We start from the raw sequence: 25,473 nt of genomic DNA, 5'->3' as shown, positions 1-25,473 counted from the left end.
GTATATGCACGGGATTTTTTTGCTTCAGTAATGGAATGAAAGCTAAAAGAATAGAATGTAACATTCTGTATAGAAAGAGGAGGAAGCGATGGTTACGTTACCTGCAACGGTATATTCTCAACAAATAGTGAAGAAAAAGTTAAACGTTTACTATCCAGCTGTTCATTTGACTAATCCAGCTGTTCAGCACAGCATTAACAGTAAGATCTTGCAGCGTACGAATGAATTAATTCGTCAGCAGGGATATGGAGAAAATCCGGATACAGAAGAAACGGGTTATTATGAGTTGAAAACAAACGAGCGAAATGTGCTCAGCTTAACGCTTGTCAATTTTGCTTATTCCGGGGGAGCGCACGGATTGACCGTGGTAGTTCCGTTAACGTTTAATGTGCTGACTGGAAAAACGTATCAACTAAAAGATTTGTTTAAAAAAGACAGTAATTACGTAAGTGTTCTTTCTAAAATAGTAGGAGCGCAAATAAAAGAGCGCGATATTATGGTTCTTGGAGAATATAAAGGAATTAAACCAAATCAGGATTTTTATATCGCCGATAAATCACTTGTACTATTTTATCAGCTGTATGACCTGGCTCCTTACGCATATGGAATTCCTTACTTTCCAATTTCTATCTATGCTATTCAAGATATTATTACAGATGAAAGTCCACTTGGACAAATGTTTGGATAAAGTTATAAAAAATTGCGGTGCGGCCGTACGTATCTTTTTAATTCGGCCGCTAACTGCTGACGAAGCGAACGAACGCCAATCGCTTCAGCAATATCTTTTGCTACAGGAAACACCCCGATTTTAGTGATATGAACACGAAGATAACCCTCGTACAAGCATCCTCGCTCCGCATGCTTGATTTTGGTGCGTACAACAGCTTCTATTTTATCGTTTTCATTTTGCAAAGGGTAAGAATCTGTAATATGAAAACGAAAAGAATATTCCTCCATCACCATCATCCTTTTTTCTATGATATGTACTAGCATACTATACAAATAGTGAATCAGAAAAAATAAATGTGTCAAAAGAACAAAGCGCAAAGTAATCAAGGAAGCAGTTTCTTGCATGTAATGATCATTATTTGTGAACGATAACAGAAAAAGACAAAAAGCTGGAGTTGCGATGATAAAAATAGCATTCAAAGGATTACTTATTATTTTATCTTTATATATTCTGTATGTGGTTATAACGGCGGTGGTTCTCTTTTATGTACCTTTAAAAATAGGAGAGGAAACGACCTCAATTAAACCGGCTAGCTTTTTTGGTCACAGTGAGTCTACGGACCGAGTGAGACTTCTTGAAGATGGTTATGAGGCAGGAAGAGTTCGTATTCAAATGATTCAACAAGCTGAGAAATCGATTGATATTGCTTATTACTCAATAGGAAAAGGAGAGTCAACTGATTTAATTATGGCCGCTCTTTTTAAAGCAGCTGATCGAGGCGTCCATACTCGCGTTCTTTTGGATGGGATAGCTAACGGCTTACGGGGAAACCGAAGGGGCGTGCTCTATGCATTAGCTTCACATCCTAATATTGAAGTGAAGTATTACGAACCGTTTCAATTGTTTAAACCTTGGGCGTGGCAAAATCGTATGCATGACAAAATAATGGTTGTAGACGGACAGCTAGGCATAATAGGGGGACGGAATATAGGGGACAAATATTTGGCTAAAAAGCCTCCTCCAGACTTCGTCTATGATCGTGATGTCTTTATTACAAACAGTAAACATAAACAAGATAGCGTCATCACTCAAATGCAAAATTATATAAATGAATTATGGGCTCATCCCTACACTAAAAAAGCTTTTCATCATCTCACACAGTACCAGGTTGATCAGGGGAAGAGGATGAAAGCTTTGCTGCTGCAGCAATATGATAAAGCTAAGCAAGTAGGAGAAACGTTTGCGACCCCCAAGATTAATTGGAATGCTTCCACCGTTTCTACAAAGCGTGTTTCTTTTATTCATAATCCAATTGAACGCTTTAATAAACGACCTTTTATGTGGAAAACGTTTATTAACCTAGCAGAAGAAGCTAACCGCTCTGTTCTTATTCAAAGTCCTTATGTGGTGCCCACCAATGCGATGAGAAAGTATACAGCCATGAAAAAGAAGCCAGACGTTCAATGGACGCTACTCACAAATTCAGTTACATCTACGCCCAATGTGTTGGCTTTTTCCGGATATATTAGTATGCGTGATACGATTATGAAGACAGGTGTAAAGCTTTACGAATACCAAGGACCTTATTCGATCCATGCAAAGTCTGTGATTTATGATCAAAGACTTAGCGCCGTAGGCTCTTTTAATTTAGATTCCCGTTCTACATTTTTGAATAACGAATCAATGGTCATTATCGATAGTCAAAAATTTGCAAAAGAGTTGACGATGGCGATGGAAAACAAAATGGATAAAAGTATTCTTATTGCCAATCACAAGCGCTGGGTTAAACCTCCTGAAATCCAAAAGAAAGAAGAGCCTGTTATGAAGCGTACCTTACTGTATACCCTTGCAAAAGTAACGAGGTTTTTTAAGGAGTTTATTTAAATAATCGGCAGTAGAACAAAAAGCACTCAATGAACATTCATTGAGCGCTTTTTGTTACATACCTTATAAACAAGCTCATACAACGATCACATCACGTAAATTATCCTCTTTTATTTATTGGGAAAAATCGGTAGTATAAACATAATAAACAAAAAGGAGGAAGGTACGTGGAAACCGCTGTTTTAATTAAACCAGATGCAGCTTATAAAAAGGCTTATATGAGCTTTTATCATGAATGGAAAGCAAGCGGAGAAAAAATGATTCCGTGGGTCATTGCTAAAGATCCTGCTTACTTTGAAAAAATGGTTCAAGAGTTATTAGATGCAGAAAAAGGGATCGGATTAAAAAAAGGATTTGTACCCGATTCCACCTACTGGCTAATGCATCACGAAAGAGTAATAGGCGTAGTTAATATCCGCCATGAGCTAAGTGAAATACTTCGAAACAGCGGAGGACATATAGGGTATGGTATTCGGCCAAGTGAAAGACAAAAAGGATATGCCAAGCTGCTACTGAGGTTATCTCTTCAAGAAATTAAAAAGCTGGGAGTTCAACGGGCATTAGTTGTGTGTGATGATTGGAACACTGCTTCTCGTCGAACTATTCTGGCAAACGGTGGTATACAGGACGAGGATTATATAGAAGAGGACGGGGCTATTGTTCAACGCTTTTGGATTCATACGGATAAAATGGCATAAAAAAGAGATGAATTTTTTAATTCACCTCTTTTCTGCTTAGTCATATTGTTTTAAAGCTAACTTCAGCCGCATATAGGTATACATAGCGTATGCCTGTCTTCCTTTTAAACTGTAAGGATTTGCTTTGGAGCAAAGACACTCAAGAAATTGCTCATCACATGAGCGGCATGATCCGTAATCTTCATAGCATAAATCATGGTATTTACAGCAGCAGTCTACATCATTTACAGGACATCCCGGACCACTGCATCCGGGGCCACACCATTTATAGCCGGGGAAGAGGCAGGGCGTGGCTTTCCGTTTATTCGGAACAGACATAATCATACATCCTTTTCAATAGTCTCTTTACATTAAATGCAAAAAAGAGAAAAGAGAAAGGGACAAACACCTTGCAGCAGTAGCCTAATTTTCATGAATTTCTATTTAATCGATAAATGCGTCATTCATCCGCATTAATAGTTTGCCAAATAGCTCCTTTTCTTCACTTGACCATTTTTTTAACATACTATGATAGCGTTCAAGGCGCATTTGCTTATCAGTTTGCAGCATTTGTTTCCCGTGTGTTGTGATGTCAAATAGGCTGACTCGTCCATCCGAAGGATCAGAGGAGCGAGAAATAAGCTTTTTATTTTCTAAAGCAGCAGCCTGTCTAGAAAGAGTTGAAATGTCGAGTTTAAATGCTTCTGCCAGTTCTTTTACACGAGCTGGTCCAAATTCATCTAATTGCCGCAGCAATAAATAAGCTGATCTTTCTAGGTTTCCTATTTTATTTTCGGAATTATCAAGATAGACCGCTCGTCTAATAAAGGTAGTAAGTTCATATTCAATCAATTCAATTGAATTCTTTTCTTGCATTATAATCGCCCCTTACAAAATCATTCATTGACAAAGAAATATATACTTGTATAATACAAATGTATATATAGTTGTATAGTACAAGTAAAAGTAGGTAAAGTAAAGGTGTTTATATAGTTAAATGTTAGACAACATGACAAAATAAAGAGAGGAGGGCAGCTGTTCTTTATTTATAGGACAGTGACCTATAATGAAAGTGATACGAATCATTTTACAAATTGCGATTCTTTATGCTTTTTCTATGATTGGCGAAGCCGTTCACCATATGCTTCATCTACCTATTCCAGGCAGTATTATAGGCTTAATTTTAATGCTCATTTGCTTAACGTGCAAAGTTGTTCCCATCAAAATAATTGAAGACGGAGCAAGTTTCTTGTTATCTTTTTTACCGCTATTATTCATACCAGCTATGGCAGGTGTGATGAATTATCCTTCGCTTCTTTCAAGCAGCGGAGCGGTTTTATTTTTAATTATTGTGCTTAGTACGATTGTTACGATGGCCGCTGCAGGGACTGCCAGCCAACTTTTGGAAAAGAAAGCGAACAAACGAAAGGAGAAACAACAGTGCAAGAATTCTTTATCGCGGTCTTTATAATCGTAGCTACAGTTGCTTTGTATCTAGTCATGGCAAAAGTATACGTGCGGTTCTCCTATCCAATTCTTATTCCTGTTTTAACTACAACCATATTCGTTATTCTTCTTTTGCTTGCTTTTCATGTTTCCTATGATGAGTATATGATTGGAGGCAAATGGATTAATTCACTTCTAGGACCAGCGGTTGTTGCATTAGCGTATCCACTCTATAAACAGCGTGAGATGCTAGTAAAATACAGCGTTCCTATTATTGGAGGGGTATTTGTAGGGTTATTCGCAGGCATGATCAGCGGACTTGTGTTTGCTGAAGTATTTGGCGTTGATCGAAGCCTGATTTTATCCATCATTCCTAAGTCTATTACTACTCCGGTAGCAATTCAGATCGCCACAGGGCTAGGGGGCGTTCCATCGATGACCGTGGTATTTGTTATGATCGCAGGTTTTTCTGGAGTAATCCTTGGACCGCTACTTTTAAAATGGATTCGGATTAAGAGTTCTTTAGGAAAAGGAATTGCATTAGGCAGTGCTTCTCATGCGCTAGGAACTTCTAAAGCATTTGAATACGGTGAGCTAACGGTATCGATGAGTTCAGTATCAATGACGTTAAGCGCTGTATTAGGATCTGTTTTTGGGCCAATTGTTGTCTGGCTATTCCAAGTGTAAGGCGAGATAAAAGAAAGTGAATATAAAAAACGAGGCTGAGACAAAAGTATGTTAGTTAAAGTTGAACACGAACGATCTATTGAAAGGTGATGGATAGTTCGTGTTTTTTTATGCTCATCGTAAACGTAGATTTAATGTATGTACTGGCTTCTAAATGTTGATTTCGTTATGCCCCCATCTCGCTTTTTATATAAAAGCATAAATTTTTTCCGAAGCAAATTTTAAGTTGTGCGGCTCTTACTCCGGTACTATAATAAAAAGAAAGAAAATTCATAAAATAACCGCTTTTTTGTTATTTTTAGGAAGGCTAGTCAATTTTCGGATGGATAAGTAGGCTTAGTCAAGGTTATATACGCAGTAAAAATAGCAGAAAAGAGGAGCTGAACGTATTTTATGAAAGAGGAGCTCGTGTATATAGGAAAAAAGATTCTTGAACATAAATATAGCTTGTCAGAAAAATTAGCCGAACGTTTAGATGCTACACATACGCTAAGTCTAGAGGAATTGAAAGAAAAGAAAATTCTGAAGTGGCGAGTGTCAATTATGGAGTACTTTGGGAGATCTCTATTTGAAGAACAGGAGGCTGTACTTAAACTTGTTAAAGAATGGGCACTTGATACGGGTAAATATGCAGTGGAAAAAAATATTCCTTTAGAAAAAGCACTCGGTATCCTTCCAATCTATCGCAGCGTTATTTGGGATGTATTTACAAGAGAACTAGAGGAGCATCAGTTTGCTGCAATTACCATGCTGCATGTCAGTGAACGAATTGATCCACTTTTAGATACGGTAACATGTGTTTTTGGTCAAATTTATGACGAGCATAATCGATATATGATGAATTTAGCCTATACGTCACTAGAAGAACTTTCAGTTCCGCTCGTACCTGTCACAAAAGGGATTGCTATTATGCCGATTATTGGAGAAATTGATACCCACCGCTCGCAAGTTATTATGGAAACCTGCTTGAAAAAAGGGACAAGCCTTCAATTATCTTATCTTATTTTAGATATTTCAGGTGTCGTGATTATTGATACAATGGTAGCAGACAATCTTTTTAAAATTCATCGATCGCTTAAATTGGTGGGAGTGGAAGCTATTATAACGGGGATACGACCGGAAATTGCCCAAACGGTAGTGAAACTAGGAATTGATTTTAATCAAATTAAAACAGAAGCAAATTTAGAAGCGGCGCTTTTAAAAATTGGGTTTACACGTCCTGAAGAGCATAGCCGCACGCATGTGTCATCGCGGCGCATAAAATGACCGGCCATAAATATGGATTTCAGCATGTAGAAAGTAAGTGCATAGTAAAAAAGCGGATGTTAATCAACATCCGCTTTTTTACTTAATAAATGCGATATGCCATGATAAATGCGATATGCCATGGCAGCACAAAAGCATAAACGAGGAAGTATACCGCTATTGAATAGATAAAAAACCAGCCGTTTAAATAAAACAAGGGCAAGAATAAATAAGCATAAACTAACGGTAATCGGAAACCACAAACCGTGTGCAGATAAGTCTAAATGCTGAATTGCTTGCTCCAACATTGTTCACCTCAAAAGGAAGAGTTAGTGTTGAAGTTAGCCTGTGTTATGGAAAGTATTTTATACATTTTCTACGCGTTGCGCGTGTATTCTTCTCGCAAGATTGAATATAACTTTAAGTCTTGATGAGCTCCCTTAATAAACATGGCTTTTCGAATTGTTCCTTCATAAGACATACCGATTTTTTTCATCACTTTCTCAGAAGCGGCATTTTCAACAAAGCACCTGGCCTGAATGCGCACTAAATCCATTTCTTCAAATCCAAACGCAATTACTTTTTCAGCTGCTTCCGTAACAAATCCCTTATTCCAATATGCTTCAGAAATCGCATAGCCAATTTCCGCAATGCGATGAGTAGGGTTCCAAGTGACAAAGTCAATGGTGCCAATACATTTTTTCAGGGCTTTGATTTCCATAGCCCAAGGAGAAATGGATTGGTTGCTGTACTGCTTTAAAACGAAGGAAACAAACTCTTTTGTATCTTGAAGCTTTCGGTGCTTTTCCCAATTTACATATCTGCTTACCTTTTCATTTGAGGCATATTCAAACATGTCACGCACATCTTTTTTGGTAACTTTCCGCAAGCGGAGTCTTTCTGTTTCTAGTGTGGGTAAATTTCCGTATATATCTTTTACTTGAATCATAAAGTTGTCTCCTTTCTCAGCAAGAAGTGGATGAAGTGTTGATAAGAATGTTTCATAGAAGCTGCATCCAAGAAAGATCCTTTTCATTTCATGTACTTGATTCTTTAATTGTAAAATATTTCATTGCTGAGCGTAAGAGGTCAAATAGCTTTTTAAAAAATAAAAACATTATTTTCACTGTTCATAATCAGTTCACATAAGCTTGTTAGACTAAAGTCAGAAATTACGAAGGAGTGAAATGAAACACATGAACAGTGAAGTGAAAGAAGAACGGACTTCAAACAAAAAAAGAATAGACTTATTTTTAGTTCCAATTGTTTTAATTGCAGCGTTTTTGAACTTATTTAAAATTTGGACAGATGAATACGCCAACGCTTATTACACGGCAGCTGTCAAAAGTATGCTTCAAAGTTTTCATAATTTCTTTTACGCGTCTTTTGATCCAGGAGGCTATGTAACCATTGATAAGCCGCCGGTTGTGTTTTGGATTCAGACAATTAGCGCCAAAATATTTGGATTTCACGGGTGGAGCGTCATTTTACCGCAAGCATTAGCAGGCATCGGTTCAGTTCTTTTACTATACGTACTCGTAAAACGTACGTTTGGCGTATGGGCTGGGAGGTTTGCTGCTCTTGCGATGGCTCTGACGCCAATTGTACCCGCGGTAAGCCGAACAAATAATATTGATAGTATGCTTGTGTTTACATTATTAGTAGCAACGTGGATGTTGTTTCGTGCTGTGCGTACAGCTAAATTTGGCTGGGTGTTAGCGGCTTTTGCGATGATTGGTGTTGCATTTAACATGAAAATGCTTCAAGCATACATGGTTTTACCAGCATTCTATGTTTTCTATGTAGTGGCAACCAAAATTACATGGAAAAAGAAAATTGCTTTTTTAACAACAGCAACTGCACTGATGCTTGCTGTTTCTGTCTCATGGGCAGTTGTAGTAGATTCAACTTCGGCTGATAAGCGTCCTTATATGGGAAGCAGTCAAACAAATTCAGTTCTAGAGCTTGCTTTTGGATATAACGGTATCAATCGTTTAACTGGAAATACAAGCGTGACGGGAAGCAGTCATAAACAGCCTGCTCAAGCTCAGCAGCAAACAGCAAGCAGTGAAACAAAACAAACGAGTAATTCAAATGCTGAGTCTTCACAAAGCTCAAATCAAAGCAAGAGAAGCTCTTCTCAAAAGATGCAGGCTCCAGATGGAGGAAATCAAAACGGAATGTTCAACACGGGGAACCCTGGTCCATTCCGACTGTTCCAAAAAGGGTTATCAGATCAAATCAGCTGGTTATTACCATTTGTAATCTTTTCAATCGTGGGTCTATTTGCTGGAGTGAAATTTAAAGGGCCTTACACGGCAAAACAAAAAGAAAGTTTATTTTGGTTAGCTTGGCTGCTGCCGGTAGCTGTTTTCTTTAGTATCGCAGGATTTTTCCATCAGTATTATTTAATTATGCTGGCACCTCCAATCGCAGCATTTGCAGGAGCGGGAGCAGTAGCTTTATGGAGTATGTACAAACAGCATAATGGCTGGAAATCATGGCTGCTGCCGAGTGGTATTTTAACAACAGCAGCGCTTCAAGTATATATCATGTCTCCTTATGTCAGCTCAATCGGCGTAGCGCCAATTGCAGGTGTAGGGGCACTGGGCGTCATTTTAGCTCTTGTTTTAGCTATTCGTAAAGAGCGTAAAAATTCTGTAACGAATTATTTAGGAGTAGCAGCAATGGTTGTCTTGCTTGCGATGCCGGCGTACTGGGCGATGACACCAATTATTTATGGTGGAAATAGCATGCTTCCAGCAGCAGGTCCTGATTCTTCAAGCGGTATGGGAGGACCTCCAAGCACAGCTACAAATAGCAAACAGTCTGGCTTTAATGGCATGCAGCCTCCAGGAAGCTCTGGCAGCAATTCATCTTCAAACAATCAAATGCAGCCGCCAAGCGGTTCATCGAACGGCGGTCAAATGCAAATGCCGGGCGGTTCGTACAATAATGGTCAAATGCAGCCGCCAAGCGGATCGTCAAACAGCGGTCAAATGCCAGGAGGCTCGTCCGAAAATAATGGTCAAATGCAAATGCCAAGTAGCTCTTCAAGCAAATTATCATCTTCAAAACGAAAAAGTGGAGGGATGAACGCAGAAGTAAACACAAAGCTACTAAACTATTTAACAAAAAATAATACAGGCGAAAAATATTTATTTGCCACAACGGATTCAACTTCAGCTGCGCCTTACATTATCAAAACGGGCAAGCCAGTCATGGCAATGGGAGGATTTAGCGGTTCAGATCCAATTCTAACGGTGAGTAAATTAAAATCTATGATTAAAAAAGGTGAAGTGAAATATTTCTACCTGTCTGGAATGGGTAAGGGAGGCCAATCTGACGTTATCACGTGGATTAAAGAAAATAGTAAGGAGATCCCTTCTTCCAAATGGCAGTCTACTTCATCAAGTTCTCAGCAAGGACCATCTGGAAACGGAACATTATACGAAATAACGCTTAAATAAGGAGGACATGAACATGAGTTTAATTATTAAATATTCTATTGTTGTTCCTGTCTACAACGAAGAAGAAGTGATTCATGAAACCTATCGCCGTCTAACAGAAGTGATGCGTTCAACGAAAGAAGCTTACGAGCTTCTTTTCGTGAACGACGGCAGTAGAGACCGAACGGCAGAAATTATTAAAGAGTACAGTGAGCAAGACCCAGCGGTTGTTTTATTAGATTTTGCCCGTAACTTCGGTCATCAAATTGCTATTACAGCTGGTATGGATTATGCACGAGGAGAGGCGGTCGTTGTGATTGATGCTGATTTGCAAGACCCGCCTGAATTAATTTTAGAGATGATTGAAAAATGGAAGCAAGGATTTGACGTTGTATACGCTAAGCGTACAAAGCGAAAAGGAGAAACATATTTTAAAAAGCAAACAGCGGCTATGTTTTATCGTTTCTTACGTGCGATGACCGATATTGATATTCCGCTCGATACAGGGGATTTTCGTTTGCTAGATCGTAAAGTGTGCAATCAAATGAATAGCATTCAAGAAAAAAATCGCTTTGTTCGCGGATTAGTAAGCTGGGTTGGCTTTAAGCAAATAGCAGTAGAATATGAGCGAGACGAGCGTTTGGCCGGGGAGTCAAAATATCCTTTGAAAAAGATGCTGAAGCTTTCAATGGATGGCATTACGTCTTTCTCCTATAAACCGCTGAAGCTAGCTAGCTATGCTGGTGTAACGTTATCAGGTGTTGGTTTTATTTATCTTTTAGTGGTGCTGTATTTGAAGTTATTTACAGACAGCACCATCACAGGGTGGTCGTCATTAATTGTCATTCAGCTATTCTTTAGCGGCATCATTTTAATCATTCTTGGTATGATCGGAGAATATATTGGCCGTATCTACGATGAAACAAAAAATCGTCCACTCTATATCGTCCGTGAAAAGTATCAGCTTGAAACACGCAAGGAAGTATCACTTCGTGACTAACAAATGGATACCCTTGATTAAATTTGCGTTAGTAGGAGTTGTAAATACACTGATTGATTTTGCAGTATACGCACTTTTAACAACAATCGGTGTGAACTACATACTAGCGCAGTGGATTTCATACAGTGCGGGCATTTTAAACAGTTATGTCATGAATCGTAAATGGACGTTTGAGAAAAAAGAAAAAAGCAGTAAGCGTGAAGTGATTTCATTCGTGATCGTGAATTTAATCACTTTATCCCTAACATCTTTTCTGTTGACTGTTCTATATAATAAATGGGGTATACCACTGCTAATCAGTAAACTTTTAATTACAACCGTAAGTGTCGGTATCAATTTTATTGGCACCAAATTATTTGTATTTACTACTAAAAAAGAAAGAGGGATTCATATATGACGATAAAAAAAGCAGTTATTCCAGTAGGCGGTTTAGGAACTCGATTTTTGCCAGCGACAAAAGCGCAGCCCAAAGAAATGCTGCCAATTGTCGATAAGCCTGCTGTACAATACATTGTAGAAGAAGCTGTGAAATCAGGTATTGAAAGTATTATTTTTATTACAGGTCGAAATAAAAAATCAATTGAAGACCATTTTGACAAATCAATTGAACTAGAGCAAATGCTTGAAGAAAAGCACAGGTTCGAAATGTTAAAAGAAGTACAAACGATTTCATCAATGGCCAGTATTCACTATATTCGTCAAAAAGAGTCGTTAGGACTTGGTCATGCTATTCTTTGTGCTGAGCAATTTATTGGAGATGAGCCGTTTGCCGTTCTTCTTGGAGACGATATTATGACTTCTGAAGAACCTGCGCTCAAACAGATGATTCAAGCGTATGAAACGACTAATCAATCAGTTATTGGAGTTCAAAAAGTGGATGTGGAAGAAGTATCAAAATACGGCATTATTCAGCCGAGAAATAAATCTGGCAGCCTTCATGAAGTGAATGACTTGATTGAAAAACCATCAATAGAACAAGCTCCGTCAAGGATTGCCGTTATGGGCCGCTACATTTTAAACCCTTCTATTTTTTCTTATCTAAAAACGATTGAAAGAGGGGTAGGAAATGAATTACAATTAACAGATGCACTGCGCGTGGTATGTGAAAAAGAGCGATTGTTTGCTGTTGAACTTGAAGGGCAGCGCTTTGACATTGGAGATAAGGTAGGCTATATGAAAGCAATGGTAGAAGTGGGGTTAAAGCGTAAAGATTTACGTCAAACGTTTTTATCGTATTTGGAAGGAATTGTAGAAAAAGAACGAGCAAACAACTTCAGCTAATAAGAGTTAATCAGTTTGTTCATATTCAGTTCATATTTGAAGTATAAAATCATTGTATGATCTTATGTGGCTCTCTGTTTGGTATAAACAGAGAGCTTACTGTGCGTAAAAGCTGGACAAACTTAGGAATAGGGAGAGACATGTATGATTCAAATATTAGTTGCAGATGATGATCAACACATTCGAGAGCTGATATCATTATATTTAGAAAATCAAGGATTTAAAATTATAAAAGCAGCAGATGGTGAAGAAGCGTGGGCGAAAATGGAAGAGTTTCGAATTGATCTAGCGGTCGTTGATATCATGATGCCATTTAAAGACGGATGGGAACTAACAAAGGAAATTAAGGAGTATTTTGATATACCGGTTTTGATGGTAACAGCTAGAGGCGAATCGCATGATAAACTAAAAGGATTTGATATCGGAACAGACGACTATGTCGTGAAGCCTTTTGATCCTCAGGAAATGGTTGCTCGTGTAAAGGCCCTTTTACGCAGGTACCGAGTAGAAGCTAACAATGTAATTTATATGGGGAATATAAAATTGGACCGTACCAAATTAGAGATGAGTGCAGGAGAAACAAGCGAACAGCTACCGTTAAAAGAGTTTGAATTACTGTTCACATTAGTTAGTTCTCCAGGAAAGATTTTTACTCGTGATCAGCTTATTCAATTAATTTGGGGATATGATTATGAAGGTGATGAGCGCACGGTAGACGTTCACATAAAACGTCTGCGAGAGAGGCTTAATCATATGAAAAACGTCGGTATGGAAATCAAAACAATTCGCGGACTAGGCTATAGAGCAGAAGGGTGTTAACGTGAAATCAATTTATGTAAAGCTGGTTCTGTCGTTCATCATTACAATTTTATTGAGCGTTGTGATTACCGTTGTCGTCACGACATTTCTTAGCAAGCAGAAGCTCGAAATGCGATTAGGTCAGGATATGGTGAAGATGGGAGAAGATTTTATCGATTTGTACGGAGCAGAAGACTCCGATAAAGCTGCAAGGTTTTTATCTAATTCATCATTCATTCATTTTTCGTTTATTATTATTGATGATCAGCATAAAGAGAAAGTATTAGGACAGCCGGGACCGCCTATTCCAATTACACCGAAAGAAGTAGATCAAGTATTAGACGGGAAGCGTTATTCTAATTTAAACGAGGAAAAAGGTGATCGTCCACAGCCAAACGTAGTGGGTCTTCCTTTTAAAGAAAATGGACGGTCGTATGCTCTATTTATTCAGTCTCATCCACAGCGGCAATTTTCAGTTATTCAAGATGTTCAAAATATCCAGCTTATTACGATTTTATTAGTAGGTATTGTATTGTTTGCATATGTTTCAACGATTATTATTAAACCGATTAAGCGTCTCAGTACAGCGATGAAAGTTGTCGGACAAGGCGAATACAATGTGCAAGTCGAGCACGCAGCGAATGATGAAATTGGTCTGTTAACTAAAAACTTTAATCAAATGACTAAAGAATTAAACAAAATAGAAACGATGAGGCAAGAGTTTATTGCTAGCGTTTCGCATGAAATTCAATCACCGCTGACCTCTATTCGCGGTTTTTCAGCGGCACTTAAAGATGATATCGTCAGTGAAGATAAAAAGATACAATATTTAACCATTATCGAAAAAGAAAGTACAAGACTATCTCAGCTTAGTTCCAATTTGCTAAAGCTTGCTTCTCTTGACTCTGAACATCAAACGCTAATGCTGCAGCAATACCGGTTAGATGAACAAATCAGGCATGTGGTCATGGCTTTAGAACCTCAGTGGATAAAAAAGAACATAGAAATTGACCTTGATTTATCCAATGTTCAAATAGAAGCAGATAAAGATTTGTTAGAGCAAGTTTGGCTAAATTTAGTAACAAATGCTGTTAAATATACGCCTGAAAATGGATTTGTAAAAATATCCATTCATCAAAAAAACGAAGAAATAGACGTGAAAATAAAGGATAATGGAATTGGTATTATCGAAGAAGATCAAAAATATATTTTTGAAAGCTTTTATAAAGTAGATAAATCCAGAACGTTAAAAGGAAGCGGCCTCGGTCTAGCTATTACAAAAAAAATTGTGCGACTGCATGAGGGCGCAATACGTGTTGAAAGCAAAAAAGAACAAGGAAGCATCTTTACGGTAACTTTGCCTATCCAAAAAAATAGGAATAAAAAAGACTCGTCTGTGTAAGTTCATGCAGATGAGTCTTTTTTTTATTAGGTCAAAGATATAAAAAAAATTAATAATATCTATTTATTTTTTTAATCCCTACTTGACATATAGGTAAAGTGTAAATAATATAGATAGTATAAATCTTTTGAAAAAATTGGGATGCTAAAGAAGCTGATCGGTCAACCGAAGGCTCATACTTGTTCGCTACTGGTGTGGGCCTTTTCTGTACATTGGTTGTGGTCATTAAAATCTCAATCTTCAACTGAACATATGGGGAGGATTACGATGTATTTATCTTCTGCACATTATACAAGTACTTATAGATGTTGTTCGCTTTGTTTATTCAACTGCAACTAAAATATAAATTTATCTATGAATAGGAGAATGATAAAATGGCTTCAATTACACAAGAAAAATTAGATTATATTGTTAAATTACTAACTGAAATCAACTATGGATCTGTACTAATTACTCTTCACGACGGACAAATTACTCAAGTGGACAGCACGGAAAAAAACCGCTTTTTAGCTAAAAGCAAAGTAGCAAGCCACAAATAAGCCTATTTCAATACGTATTTAGAGAAACTGAAGGGCCTGTCTATATAGCGAACGTTTGACGGCGGGGCAAGCAAGTACTGTATTAAATATAGAAAACGTGCGCATTCGAAGAAGAATTGACTTTCTTTTCGGTAGAAGATTTAGAATTTTTCGAATTAAAATTGAGTTATAGGTTGTATGAGTATGACGATGAAAAGTGTAAAGCTGCTAAAGCAGCAGCTTTATACGTTTTAAAATTATGAAGATCTGACAGTTTCATTCCTGTGCTGATCGGATTACCGAAGGCTTCTGACCTGTGTTAGGAGTCTTTTTTTATTCTTAAATTAATATAATAGGAGGAGAAAAGATGGAAAATTTATTACGAGCAGCGGTGCGCCAAAGAAAACAATACCTCATTGAAGAGTTACTGAAAAAAGGGATTTATAAAAAAGAAAATCATCATCTTTTTGAACTCACACTCTCTGACTTAGAAAAAGAGTATCAGGCACGCAGTAAGTAAGGAAAATACGTAAAAAGAACTAAAATAAGTGTAAAAAAGATTCAAAACCTAGTTGACTAATGGGTAAAGTGTGTTTATTATAAAAACAAGAATAAATTGTCTTTTCAGAAAGTATCTTCTTTTTATTCTTACGAATAAATTTAATAAGAATAATTTAAGAGCACATACGCTGATCAGACTAACTGAAGGCTGCTTCTCTTTTTTAAGAGATAGCGGCCTTTTTGTATTTTTTTATAAAAAGGGGAGTAAAACATGAAGAAAAAAGCAGTTCAGTTTTTAATGGTGCTGACAGCACTGCTCGTGGTGCTAGCAGGTTGCGGCAATGGAAAATCTACTGAAACAGCAGGGAAAGATAGTTCTGCGAGTAAAAACGATTCAAAAAAACCAGTAGAACTTTTAAACGTTTCATATGATCCTACACGTGAGCTTTATCAGGAGTTCAATAAGAGCTTTGCGTCTTATTGGAAAGATAAAACAGGGCAAGACGTCACTATTCAGCAATCACACGGTGGCTCTGGTAAGCAAGGCCGAGCAGTTATTGACGGTTTAGAAGCGGATGTAGTAACGCTGGCGCTTGCTTACGATATTGATGAAATCGCTCAAACTCGTCAATTATTAAACAAAGACTGGGAAAAAGAATTGGCTCATAATTCTACACCATACACATCAACGATTGTTTTTTTAGTTCGTAAAGGAAATCCAAAAGGAATTAAAGATTGGGATGATTTAACGAAAAAAGGTACATCTGTTATTACGCCAAATCCAAAAACTTCTGGAGGCGCGCGCTGGAATTATTTAGCTGCATGGGCATATGCGAAGGATAAATATAACGGCGATAACAAAAAGATTGAAGACTTCATGAGTAAGCTTTATGGAAATGTCGAAGTGTTAGACTCAGGCGCACGCGGAGCTACCACTACCTTTGTAGAGCGAGGCATTGGAGACGTGTTAATTGCATGGGAAAACGAAGCTTACTTATCGTTAAATGAGCTAGGAAAAGATAAATTTGAAATTGTAACACCGTCATTAAGTATTTTAGCAGAGCCACCTGTTGCTGTAGTAGATAAAGTAGCTGAAAAGAAAGGCACGACAAAGGTAGCAAAAGCATACTTAAAATACCTATATACAGAAAAAGGTCAGGAAATCGCAGCGGAAAACTACTATCGTCCTCGAAATAAAAAAGTATTAGAGAAACACAAAGATCAATTCCCTTCGCTTAACCTAGTCACTATTAAAGATTTTGGCGGCTGGAAAAAAGCTCAAGAAACGCATTTTAATGATGGGGGAACATTCGATCAGATTTATCAGCCAAAGTAATATGATTCATTAAAAAAGTAGAACGAGGAAGATACGAATGGTGATTCGTATCTTCCGTGTACATGTATCTTGAAAGCAGAGAGAGGTGTAAGACGTGAGCGTGTTACAACGACAGAAAAAAAAGAAAAGCATCTTACCTGGATTTGGGCTTTCTTTAGGTTTTACGATGTTTTATGCAAGTATCCTTGTGCTTTTTCCGTTAGCTATGATTTTTTTAAATACGGCATCTATGGGATGGAGCGACTTTATTAAAACTGTTACAGAACCTAGAGTAGTAGCGTCGTATAAATTAAGTTTTGGAGCAGCATTTGCAGCCGGCATCATTAATGTTATTTTTGGAACCATTATTGCGTGGGTATTAGTGAGGTATCATTTTCCTGGAAAGAGGTTTATTGACGGACTTGTGGATTTGCCGTTTGCCTTGCCAACGGCTGTTGCCGGCATTGCCTTGACCACTCTTTACGTTCCGAAAGGATGGATTGGTCAATTATTTACGTTTAAAATCGCATTTACGCCTATCGGAATTATTATCGCTCTTACGTTTATCGGTCTGCCGTTTGTCGTCCGAATGGTGCAGCCGGTATTGCAAAACTTTAATGCAGAGATCGAAGAAGCATCTGCTAGTTTAGGAGCCAGCCGAATGCAAACGTTCAGAAAAGTTATTTTTCCGGAGCTGGTGCCGGCTGTTTTAACAGGTTTTTCTCTTTCATTCGCAAGAGCGCTTGGAGAATATGGGTCCGTTGTTTTTATTGCTGGAAATATGCCGATGAAAACTGAAATTACGCCGCTTATTATTATGACAAAACTCGAGCAGTACGATTATGCGGGAGCTACTGCTATTGCATCAGTCATGCTCGTTGTATCATTTTTTCTGTTATTACTTATTAATATTATTCAATGGTGGACAAATCGTAAATTTATACATAGTTAAGGAGGGATGACATTGGCAGGACATGTTCCAATGCAGCACGCAAAAACGACTGTTGAAATCACTCATTCTAGTTTAAAAGAGCCCAAAGTCGTCCGGTGGCTGCTTACATTTATTGCACTGGCTTTTTTAGCTCTATTCTTAGTGCTTCCGCTTATCACGATTTTTATAACAGCCTTTCAAAAAGGGTGGGAAACATATCTCGCTGCGATTACAAATCCAGATGCCCTGGCTGCTATTAAACTAACGTTAATCGTTGTGCTGATTACCGTTCCGTTAAATGCCGTTTTTGGCGTGGTAGCTGCATGGTTAATTACGAAGTTTGATTTTAAAGGAAAGAATATTTTAATTACGCTTATTGATTTACCATTTGCCGTTTCGCCTGTTATTGCTGGATTGATTTTTATTTTATTATTTGGTGCACAAGGGTTGTTCGGAGAATGGCTGTTTAATCACGACATCAAAATTGTCTTTGCTATTCCCGGTATTATATTAGCTACCCTTTTTGTAACGCTTCCGTTTATTGCCAAAGAATTGATTCCACTCATGCAAGCTCAAGGGTCAGCCGAAGAAGAGGCATCGTTAACGTTAGGAGCCAGCGGTTTCAAAACTTTTTTTCTAGTGACATTACCTAATATTAAATGGGGCTTATTATATGGAATCATTTTATGTAATGCGAGGGCGATTGGAGAGTTTGGAGCTGTTTCCGTTGTGTCGGGGCACATTCGAGGAATGACAAATACGATGCCTCTTCATATTGAAATTCTCTACAATGAATATCAATTTGCAGCAGCGTTTGCGGTAGCATCTTTAATGTCAGTTTTAGCTACATTTACATTAATTGTAAAAAACATTATTGAGTGGAAAGCCAAACATATTTAAAAAGGAAGGAGCTTATGAGATGAGTATCCATATTAAGCACGTATCAAAGAACTTTGGTGATTTTAAAGCGCTGGATTCTATTAACATTGATATTCAAACGGGTGAATTAGTAGCTTTACTCGGTCCGTCCGGTTCTGGAAAAACATCTTTGCTTCGCATCATTGCCGGTCTTGAACATCTTGACCAAGGAGCTATTTTATTTGATGGAAAGGAAATTACGCACGTAAATCCAAAAGAGCGGAATGTAGGGTTTGTTTTTCAACACTATGCTTTGTTCAGGCATATGACTGTGTTTGATAACATTGCGTATGGTTTAAAAGTACGACCTAAAAAAACAAGACCTTCTAAAATGGACATTAACAAGAAAGTAACCGAGCTGCTGCAGCTTGTGAAACTAGAGCCGCTTGCAAATCGCTATCCTTCTCAATTATCGGGAGGACAGCGCCAGCGAGTAGCGCTTGCTCGAGCGTTAGCAGTGGAACCGAAAGTACTGCTATTAGATGAACCTTTTGGCGCTTTGGATGCGAAAGTTCGTAAAGATTTACGCAGATGGCTGCGTAAATTGCATAATGACTTTCATATTACGAGTATATTCGTTACGCATGATCAAGAAGAAGCTTTAGATGTAGCTGATCGTATTGTTGTAATGAACAACGGGAAAATTGAGCAGGTTGGAAGTCCTGAGGAAGTATATGATCATCCTAACAGTCCATTTGTGTACGATTTTTTAGGAAACGTCAATTTATTTAAGGGTCGCATTCATAAAGGCAGGCTAAAACAAGGAAGCTTTGAAATGGATGTTCCAGAATTTAGCGGAAGAAATGAAGAAGCAGCTGTTGGATATGTGCGACCTCATGATATTCACCTTGAAAAAGTAAAAACAAGCGCAGATGCCGTTTCTGCAACCGTTAGCCATATTCATGTGATAGGACCTATCGTGCAAATTGAATTAAAAAGAGAAGATGCAGAAGAATTTTTAGAAGCTGAATTAAGCAAAGAGCATTATAAAACACTCAGCCTTCAAGTAGGAGAGCAGGTGTATGTAAAGCCTAAGCAGCTAAAAGTATTTATTCCAGAAGATTATTCTATTTGATAAAAAGCGCGAAGGGTATACCTTTGCGCTTTTTATCTATTAATAAATTAGTATCAGATATTAAAAGTAGGTGTTATAATTAAGTATCAACTGATTTGAGGTGGAGAAATGATGCAATCAAAAGCTAGAATCACAGGAATGGGGATATATACACCAAAGCAAAAATTAACGAACGACCATTTAAAAGAAATGGTTGATACAAGTGACGAATGGATTGTACAGCGCACGGGAATGAAAGAACGGCGAATTGCTGGTGAAGGCGAATACACGTCTACGCTTGCCATTCGAGCAGTTGAAAATTTGCTCAACCGATATGCTGTAGAAATAGAAGATGTAGATGCAATTATTGTTTCGACAACAACGCCGGATCACTTTTTTCCTAGCGTAGCGTGTCATGTTCAAGATTACTTTCATATTAATCAAGCTGCTGCATTTGATTTAAGTGCCGCATGCGCCGGTTTTACATATGGACTTCACGTGGCGAACGGCTTAGTGACGTCCGGATTGCATAAAAAGATTTTAGTTATTGGTGCTGAAGTCATGTCGAAAATTACAGATTATACGGACCGGGCTACCTGCGTGCTGTTCGGTGACGGAGCGGGAGCTATGCTTGTAGAATACGATGAGCATAATCCAAGTTTCTTAGGATGTCACTACGGAACGGACGGAAGCGGAGGGGTGAATTTATATCGTTCTAATTTATCTGATACTCTTTCAGGAAAAAAAATTAACGCGAGCGGAAATTTAGTTCAAAATGGGCGTGAAGTATACCGCTTTGCTGTCCGAACGATTCCAAAAGGAGTAGAAGCATTGTTAAAGGGTACTTCCATTTCTCTTTCTGATGTAAATTGGTTTATTCCGCACAGTGCAAACCTTCGGATGATTGAAGCTATTTGTGCTAAAACAGGTGTTTCAATGGATAAAACGTTAACGAGTGTGCAATACTGCGGAAATACATCTTCAGCTTCTATTCCGCTTGCCTTGAACGAAGGAATAATGACAGGAAAAGTACAGGATAATGACCTCCTTATTCTCTATGGGTTTGGGGGAGGATTAACGCACTGCGGCTTGTTAATTAAATGGACGTGTAAAGAAAAAAGCTAAAAGGCGTCGCCTTTTAGCTTTTTAGGCTTTTATCGTTAACAAGAATTCGATAAAATGGAAAAAGAAGTAAAGGGGGTGTGCGCATGAATCACGTTTTATACATTGAAGACAATGAAGAAATTGGATTAATGATTCAAAATGAGCTTAAAAAGCAAAACTATGAAGTTACTTGGTTACAATCAGGAGATATCGCCAGTCAGTTTATTGAACAAACGGATATTGTCATTCTAGATGTAATGCTGCCTGGGTTAGATGGATTTACAGTGGGAAAAAAGCTTAAAAAACTAGCACCTGATGTCCCGATTTTAATGCTTTCAGCTCGTACAGCCCTAGAAGATAAGATCATGGGGCTAGAGTTTGCCGATGACTATGTCACAAAGCCGTTTCATCCAGAAGAGCTGCTTGCAAGGCTCGAAGTATTGTTAAGGAGATTTTCAAGAAAGAAAGAAGAGCTTATTGTAAAACATTTGCATATTTCGATGATAGACTATCGCGTGATGAACAGAGAGACAAGTGAAGAAATTAGTTTAACAGGTAAGCAATTTCATATTTTTACTTATTTCCTTCAGCATTTAAATCAAATTTTAACAAAAGAACAAATTTATGAAGGAGTATGGAAAGAGCGTTATATAGAAGGAGATAAAACATTAATGGTACATATTCGCTATTTACGAGAAAAATTGGAGAAAAATGCAGCTAAGCCTGAAATTATTGAAACAATACGAGGGATTGGGTACAGGGTAAAGCAATGAACGTTACACAGTCTCTTATCACGAAGTATATCTTAATTATGCTTTCAGCTGTACTAATTATACCGGTATCATTTTTTGCAGGCTCATGGCTGATCACCGTCCCTTTTATGCACATTCAAGGATTATTAAATGAAGAGTATAAAGGAAAAAGCTACTACGAACAAATGTGGAATGAAGAAGCCCGAAAGCTAGAAGGAGCAAATGAGAAAACAATTAATCAAAAGCTAAAATTATTAAAAGAAAAATACCCTGAAGCTTCAATGTTCTGGGTAAACGAAGATGGACAAACACAGCTTCCGCTTCCTTATCATGCAGCCCTTCCGAAGCAATGGTCATCGTCTTATACGGCTGAATTTATAAAAAAACGATACGGAAACAATCCGTATACGGTTATTACCTTTATTGGAACAGATAAAAAGCAAGGTTTTATGGTCATTGAAGTGCCAGAAAAAGCCGTTGAGCCTCCTATTCAAAGGCTAGACCCAGCCTACTATAATATTTATTTAGGATTTGTTTTTATTATTGTGCTTTCTTTTATTGTACTTTCTCTGTTCTTTTTTCTTCGAATTCGAAAAAGGCTGCGAGTGTTACAAGCTGCTATGAACAACAAAGGCGAGCGAGGAATTCCTTTACCTGTTGTATCTGAGTCCACGGATGAAATTGGTCAGCTAGAACAATCCTTTAATCAAATGGTTAAACAGCTTCATGAAAGCCGGTATCGAGAGAAGCAAGAAGAACAGCTGCGGCAAGACTTAATTATGAGTCTATCGCATGACTTACGAACACCGCTCACGACTGTTCGAACGCATATTTATCAGCTGAAAAACGAAGAAATGGCCTTGAACATTCAACAATCTCTTGAGGTAATTGATACAAAAGTAGAATTTGTTAGTGATTTAATAGATAATTTATTTTCCTATACGCTGCTGTTAAATGGAAAATATCCATATCGGGAAGAGGAAGTTGATATGGCTCGATTTCTTAGAAAAAGCATTGCGCAATGGTATCCATTATTTGAAGAAGAGAATATGGAAGTAGATATTCAACTGCCTTCTCAGTCCATATATTGGCGCGGAGATGTTCAGTGGTTAGAAAGAATAATAGATAATTTATGTCAAAATGTCATTCGTCATGCCAGAGAAGGTAACTTTATTAGCTTTCGTCTTGTTCAAGAGCATGATTTATCTTCTCTCACCATTTCTGATAAAGGGTCAGGCTTTAAAAAGAATAGCCATACGAAGCAAAACGGTGTAGGTCTAGCGATTGTGGATGCGATGATTAAAGAAATGGAGTTAACGTGGTCAATTCATTCTACAAAACATGGAACGGATATTCAAATTGTGTACAAAGCGAGTGATTAATTCACTCGCTTTTTTAAACGAATTTTAACCTTTCTTTTCCGTCCTCTTAACTTTGGCTGTTTATAGTAAAGGAGAGGTGATAAAAGTGGAAATTGTTAAAACGACTCAGCTGATAAAAGTATTTAAAGGAGCAGAAGCTGTAGATGAAGTGAATTTATCCATTAAAGAAGGAGAAATCTACGGGTTTTTAGGGCCTAATGGAGCAGGGAAGACGACAACGATCCGAATGTTGCTCGGGCTAATGAAGCCAACGAGCGGGGAAATTGAGCTGTTTGGAGAAAGAATAAAAAATCACAGGCAGCATATTCAAGCCTTAAAAAAGATAGGTTCACTTGTAGAGAGCCCTTCCTATTATGCGCATTTAACTGCAAGAGAAAATTTAGAGGTACTTCGTAAAATACTAGGTGTATCTAAAAACAGAGTGGATGAAGTACTAAATATTGTAAAATTAACAAAAGAAGCAAATCGCCTAGTCAAAGGCTTTTCTCTTGGAATGAAACAGCGGCTTGGTATTGCTTCTGCACTCCTTGGAAATCCTCGTTTATTAATCTTAGACGAACCAACCAACGGACTGGATCCTGCAGGAATTCAAGAAATTCGTTCATTAATTAAAGAAATGCCAGGGGAAAACGGAGTTACCGTATTGATTTCAAGTCATTTACTCTATGAAATCGACCATTTAGCGACTCAAGTAGGTATTATTACAAAAGGAAAGATGCTATTTAATGGCTCGATTGAATCGCTTCGCAAAAAAGCTAAGCATCAAGTGGCATTTACAACAGGAGAGATAGAAAAGGCTAAAACAATACTATTAGCAAACGGGTTTGTACCTACTATCGATAAACATAGTCTTCTTTTAGATTATATTGATCATGAGCAAGTGGCACATCTTGTTTATCAGCTTGTGCAAGAAAATGTCTCAATCTACCGAGTTGAAGAAAAATCGAAATCATTAGAAGATATCTTTTTAAAGCTGACAAGCGAGGAGAATAGATATGTTCACAAAAATACTGCAGGCTGAGTGTATAAAGTTAAAAAGAAAATGGCTCTGGTTTTTACTATTTTTAGGTCCAGCGGGTGTAATTGGCTTAACTCTAGTTGATTATAGCGTTCGATATGAATATTTAATTCAGCAAAATCCGAATGTGTGGGAAGGTCTTTTACATGAACTAAACATCACGCTTCCAATAGCTTTTTTACTGGGAGGAACGATTCTTGCTTCAAATGTAGCACATATTGAATATCATAGAAGCTCATGGAAGCAGCTGCTGAGCTTACCTGTGAGCAGACTGAGTGTTTATACAGCAAAATTTGTAGTAGTTATGTTTATGCTACTTATCGCTTCTGCTGTTCTATTAATCGGTATAATTGGGTTAGGCTGGTGGTTAGGATTTGGTTTTCCGTCTTCTTGGAAAAATCTTTTCGTGTATACCTTTTATCCGTTTTTTTCTGCCATTCCATTTGTAGCTATTCAAATATGGTTATCTATGCTTTTTAAAAATCAAGGCCGCTCTCTTGCACTAGGTATTGTGATGAGTGTGACGATGAGTGGTATGAGAGAATTGCCGAGCTGGTTTTTCTGGCAATGGCCAATGCTAGCGTTTTCTGACTATCGGAATATGTACATAATAGCAGGTGTAATTATCGGTATTTTCCTATATGCTGCAGGCGCCTTGCACTTTATCAAAAAGGATGTGGCCTAAATGTTTTTGCAATTATGTAGGATAGAATCGTTTAAATTGTTTAAAACAAAAGCCTGGACGTACCTTTTTGTGAGTCCTATTCTAATCGCTATTATCCTTTTTGTAGGTGATCAGGCAATGCCAAGCGGGAGAATGAAATGGGCAATGGCAGATGCCTTGATTGCCAATGTTCACGGATTGCTGTTTTATCCGTTAATTGGCGGGTTAGTAACATCCTTCATCTGTCGGTATGAACACGAAGCGGGAGGATGGAAGCAATTATTATCTCTTCCTGTGACAAGGACATCGGTATACGGAGCAAAATTGATTACAGCAGCAGCTTTCATGGGGATTCTTCAAGTGCTTGTATTGGTTGTTTTATTAGGAGTTAGCATGTTAAAAGACTATCCGAGCGCTGTGCCATTAAAGATGATAGCTGGAAATATGCTAGGCGGATGGGTTGCGGTGTTGCCCATTCTTGCGTTTATGCTAGCTGTGTCAATGGCATGTTCTAGCTTTGGAGCATCTTTGACAGTCAACGTCATCTTAACACTACCGAATTTATTAGTTGCTAATTCTGAACGATTTGGCCCCTGGTACCCATGGACTCAGCCAATGTATGGAATGTTAGGTGTAACTGGAAAAGCATCATGGGGGTTGATGCTGACTACACAGAATTTCTTAGTGGTTGTTATAAGCAGCTTTCTGCTTTTTGGAGTAGCAGGTTTACTGTATTTTCAGCGCAAACATATATAATAGAAAAAACCCGCTTTTTTA

At 37.9% G+C, this 25,473-nt stretch carries 29 protein-coding genes; 24 read left to right on the top strand and 5 right to left on the bottom strand.

Annotation, left to right across the window (positions count from 1 at the left end; translation table 11 throughout):
- The first annotated feature begins 88 nt into the window (after positions 1-88).
- Positions 89-688: a DUF3298 and DUF4163 domain-containing protein gene (locus ACNHOZ_RS18255; protein ID WP_048021191.1), complete on the top strand. Its 600-nt coding sequence runs from the start codon at positions 89-91 to the stop codon at positions 686-688.
- Between the two features lie 2 nt (positions 689-690).
- On the opposite strand, the gene ACNHOZ_RS18250 is transcribed toward ACNHOZ_RS18255, so the two are convergent.
- Positions 691-957 carry a hypothetical protein gene (locus ACNHOZ_RS18250; protein ID WP_028413557.1) on the bottom strand — a complete coding sequence of 89 codons (267 nt, stop codon included), beginning with the start codon at positions 955-957 and terminating at the stop codon, positions 691-693.
- A 172-nt stretch (positions 958-1,129) separates the two neighbouring features.
- Here ACNHOZ_RS18250 and ACNHOZ_RS18245 point away from each other — a divergent pair, with 172 nt between their 5' ends.
- Complete coding sequence (locus tag ACNHOZ_RS18245; protein ID WP_048021499.1) at positions 1,130-2,554, top strand: phospholipase D-like domain-containing protein; 1,425 nt, start codon at positions 1,130-1,132, stop codon at positions 2,552-2,554.
- A gap of 218 nt (positions 2,555-2,772) precedes the next feature.
- Positions 2,773-3,252 (top strand): GNAT family N-acetyltransferase, encoded by a 480-nt coding sequence (locus tag ACNHOZ_RS18240; RefSeq protein ID WP_048021498.1) that lies wholly within the window; start codon positions 2,773-2,775, stop codon positions 3,250-3,252.
- A 36-nt stretch (positions 3,253-3,288) separates the two neighbouring features.
- Here ACNHOZ_RS18240 and ACNHOZ_RS18235 read toward each other — a convergent pair whose 3' ends face one another.
- Together ACNHOZ_RS18235 and ACNHOZ_RS18230 are read right to left on the bottom strand one after the other, a co-directional pair.
- Positions 3,289-3,570, bottom strand: a complete 282-nt coding sequence (locus ACNHOZ_RS18235) for a hypothetical protein (RefSeq protein WP_080754416.1) — start codon at positions 3,568-3,570, stop codon at positions 3,289-3,291.
- 105 nt (positions 3,571-3,675) lie between these two features.
- Positions 3,676-4,107: a MarR family winged helix-turn-helix transcriptional regulator gene (locus ACNHOZ_RS18230; protein ID WP_048021189.1), complete on the bottom strand. Its 432-nt coding sequence runs from the start codon at positions 4,105-4,107 to the stop codon at positions 3,676-3,678.
- Positions 4,108-4,297: 190 nt separating this feature from the next.
- Between ACNHOZ_RS18230 and ACNHOZ_RS18225 the strand changes: the two genes are divergently transcribed.
- From ACNHOZ_RS18225 to ACNHOZ_RS18215, 3 genes are all read left to right on the top strand, one after another.
- Positions 4,298-4,702, top strand: coding sequence for a CidA/LrgA family holin-like protein (locus ACNHOZ_RS18225; RefSeq protein ID WP_033578834.1), 405 nt, complete (start codon positions 4,298-4,300; stop codon positions 4,700-4,702).
- Positions 4,672-5,364, top strand: a complete 693-nt coding sequence (locus ACNHOZ_RS18220) for an LrgB family protein (RefSeq protein WP_028413552.1) — start codon at positions 4,672-4,674, stop codon at positions 5,362-5,364. The genes ACNHOZ_RS18225 and ACNHOZ_RS18220 overlap by 31 nt, the downstream gene beginning before the upstream one ends.
- A gap of 393 nt (positions 5,365-5,757) precedes the next feature.
- Positions 5,758-6,630: an STAS domain-containing protein gene (locus tag ACNHOZ_RS18215; protein WP_028413551.1), complete on the top strand. Its 873-nt coding sequence runs from the start codon at positions 5,758-5,760 to the stop codon at positions 6,628-6,630.
- A 59-nt stretch (positions 6,631-6,689) separates the two neighbouring features.
- Here the strand turns inward: ACNHOZ_RS18215 and ACNHOZ_RS18210 are convergent, their stop codons facing one another.
- Both ACNHOZ_RS18210 and ACNHOZ_RS18205 read right to left on the bottom strand, forming a co-directional pair.
- Complete coding sequence (locus ACNHOZ_RS18210) at positions 6,690-6,914, bottom strand: hypothetical protein (protein ID WP_048021187.1); 225 nt, start codon at positions 6,912-6,914, stop codon at positions 6,690-6,692.
- A gap of 71 nt (positions 6,915-6,985) precedes the next feature.
- A complete protein-coding gene (locus ACNHOZ_RS18205; RefSeq protein ID WP_014460341.1) occupies positions 6,986-7,558 on the bottom strand; it encodes a GNAT family N-acetyltransferase in 573 nt (190 codons plus the stop codon).
- 238 nt (positions 7,559-7,796) lie between these two features.
- Between ACNHOZ_RS18205 and ACNHOZ_RS18200 the strand changes: the two genes are divergently transcribed.
- The 18 genes from ACNHOZ_RS18200 (at position 7,797) to ACNHOZ_RS18115 (ending at position 25,452) form a co-directional block, all read left to right on the top strand.
- A complete protein-coding gene (locus ACNHOZ_RS18200) occupies positions 7,797-10,079 on the top strand; it encodes an ArnT family glycosyltransferase (protein WP_048021185.1) in 2,283 nt (760 codons plus the stop codon).
- Positions 10,080-10,092: 13 nt separating this feature from the next.
- Complete coding sequence (locus ACNHOZ_RS18195; protein WP_048021183.1) at positions 10,093-11,058, top strand: glycosyltransferase family 2 protein; 966 nt, start codon at positions 10,093-10,095, stop codon at positions 11,056-11,058.
- Positions 11,051-11,455, top strand: a complete 405-nt coding sequence (locus ACNHOZ_RS18190) for a GtrA family protein (protein WP_033578837.1) — start codon at positions 11,051-11,053, stop codon at positions 11,453-11,455. The genes ACNHOZ_RS18195 and ACNHOZ_RS18190 overlap by 8 nt, the downstream gene beginning before the upstream one ends.
- Positions 11,452-12,339: a UTP--glucose-1-phosphate uridylyltransferase GalU gene (gene galU, locus ACNHOZ_RS18185; RefSeq protein WP_048021181.1), complete on the top strand. Its 888-nt coding sequence runs from the start codon at positions 11,452-11,454 to the stop codon at positions 12,337-12,339. The genes ACNHOZ_RS18190 and galU overlap by 4 nt, the downstream gene beginning before the upstream one ends.
- 144 nt (positions 12,340-12,483) lie before the next feature.
- Positions 12,484-13,158: a response regulator transcription factor gene (locus ACNHOZ_RS18180; RefSeq protein ID WP_013056822.1), complete on the top strand. Its 675-nt coding sequence runs from the start codon at positions 12,484-12,486 to the stop codon at positions 13,156-13,158.
- Position 13,159: 1 nt separating this feature from the next.
- Entirely contained in the window at positions 13,160-14,539 is a 1,380-nt protein-coding gene (locus ACNHOZ_RS18175; RefSeq protein ID WP_047751078.1) for a sensor histidine kinase, read from the top strand.
- A 374-nt stretch (positions 14,540-14,913) separates the two neighbouring features.
- Positions 14,914-15,078, top strand: coding sequence for a YezD family protein (locus ACNHOZ_RS18170; RefSeq protein ID WP_013056824.1), 165 nt, complete (start codon positions 14,914-14,916; stop codon positions 15,076-15,078).
- A gap of 346 nt (positions 15,079-15,424) precedes the next feature.
- A complete protein-coding gene (locus ACNHOZ_RS18165; protein ID WP_013056825.1) occupies positions 15,425-15,577 on the top strand; it encodes a Fur-regulated basic protein FbpA in 153 nt (50 codons plus the stop codon).
- Between the two features lie 252 nt (positions 15,578-15,829).
- Entirely contained in the window at positions 15,830-16,894 is a 1,065-nt protein-coding gene (locus tag ACNHOZ_RS18160; RefSeq protein WP_028413544.1) for a sulfate ABC transporter substrate-binding protein, read from the top strand.
- A 94-nt stretch (positions 16,895-16,988) separates the two neighbouring features.
- A complete protein-coding gene (cysT, locus tag ACNHOZ_RS18155; protein WP_033578840.1) occupies positions 16,989-17,825 on the top strand; it encodes a sulfate ABC transporter permease subunit CysT in 837 nt (278 codons plus the stop codon).
- A 12-nt stretch (positions 17,826-17,837) separates the two neighbouring features.
- Entirely contained in the window at positions 17,838-18,704 is an 867-nt protein-coding gene (gene cysW / locus ACNHOZ_RS18150) for a sulfate ABC transporter permease subunit CysW (RefSeq protein ID WP_048021179.1), read from the top strand.
- 19 nt (positions 18,705-18,723) lie between these two features.
- On the top strand, positions 18,724-19,797 hold the full coding sequence (locus tag ACNHOZ_RS18145) for a sulfate/molybdate ABC transporter ATP-binding protein (protein WP_048021177.1): 1,074 nt from the start codon (positions 18,724-18,726) through the stop codon (positions 19,795-19,797).
- Between the two features lie 108 nt (positions 19,798-19,905).
- The gene (locus tag ACNHOZ_RS18140) at positions 19,906-20,901 is read left to right on the top strand and encodes a ketoacyl-ACP synthase III (RefSeq protein ID WP_048021175.1); all 996 of its coding nucleotides are present in this window, start codon (positions 19,906-19,908) and stop codon (positions 20,899-20,901) included.
- A gap of 83 nt (positions 20,902-20,984) precedes the next feature.
- The gene (locus ACNHOZ_RS18135; protein WP_048021173.1) at positions 20,985-21,653 is read left to right on the top strand and encodes a response regulator transcription factor; all 669 of its coding nucleotides are present in this window, start codon (positions 20,985-20,987) and stop codon (positions 21,651-21,653) included.
- Positions 21,650-23,014, top strand: a complete 1,365-nt coding sequence (locus ACNHOZ_RS18130; protein ID WP_048021171.1) for a HAMP domain-containing sensor histidine kinase — start codon at positions 21,650-21,652, stop codon at positions 23,012-23,014. Before ACNHOZ_RS18135 ends, ACNHOZ_RS18130 begins: the two co-directional genes overlap by 4 nt.
- Positions 23,015-23,099: 85 nt before the next feature.
- Positions 23,100-24,035 carry an ABC transporter ATP-binding protein gene (locus ACNHOZ_RS18125; RefSeq protein WP_048021169.1) on the top strand — a complete coding sequence of 312 codons (936 nt, stop codon included), beginning with the start codon at positions 23,100-23,102 and terminating at the stop codon, positions 24,033-24,035.
- Positions 24,010-24,717 (top strand): ABC transporter permease, encoded by a 708-nt coding sequence (locus ACNHOZ_RS18120; protein WP_047751072.1) that lies wholly within the window; start codon positions 24,010-24,012, stop codon positions 24,715-24,717. Before ACNHOZ_RS18125 ends, ACNHOZ_RS18120 begins: the two co-directional genes overlap by 26 nt.
- Positions 24,718-25,452 carry an ABC transporter permease gene (locus ACNHOZ_RS18115; RefSeq protein ID WP_048021167.1) on the top strand — a complete coding sequence of 245 codons (735 nt, stop codon included), beginning with the start codon at positions 24,718-24,720 and terminating at the stop codon, positions 25,450-25,452.
- Positions 25,453-25,473 lie beyond the last annotated feature (21 nt).

The sequence above is a fragment of the Priestia sp. D51 genome, from assembly GCF_053345675.1.
This window is presented reverse-complemented; position numbering and strand designations above follow the sequence as displayed.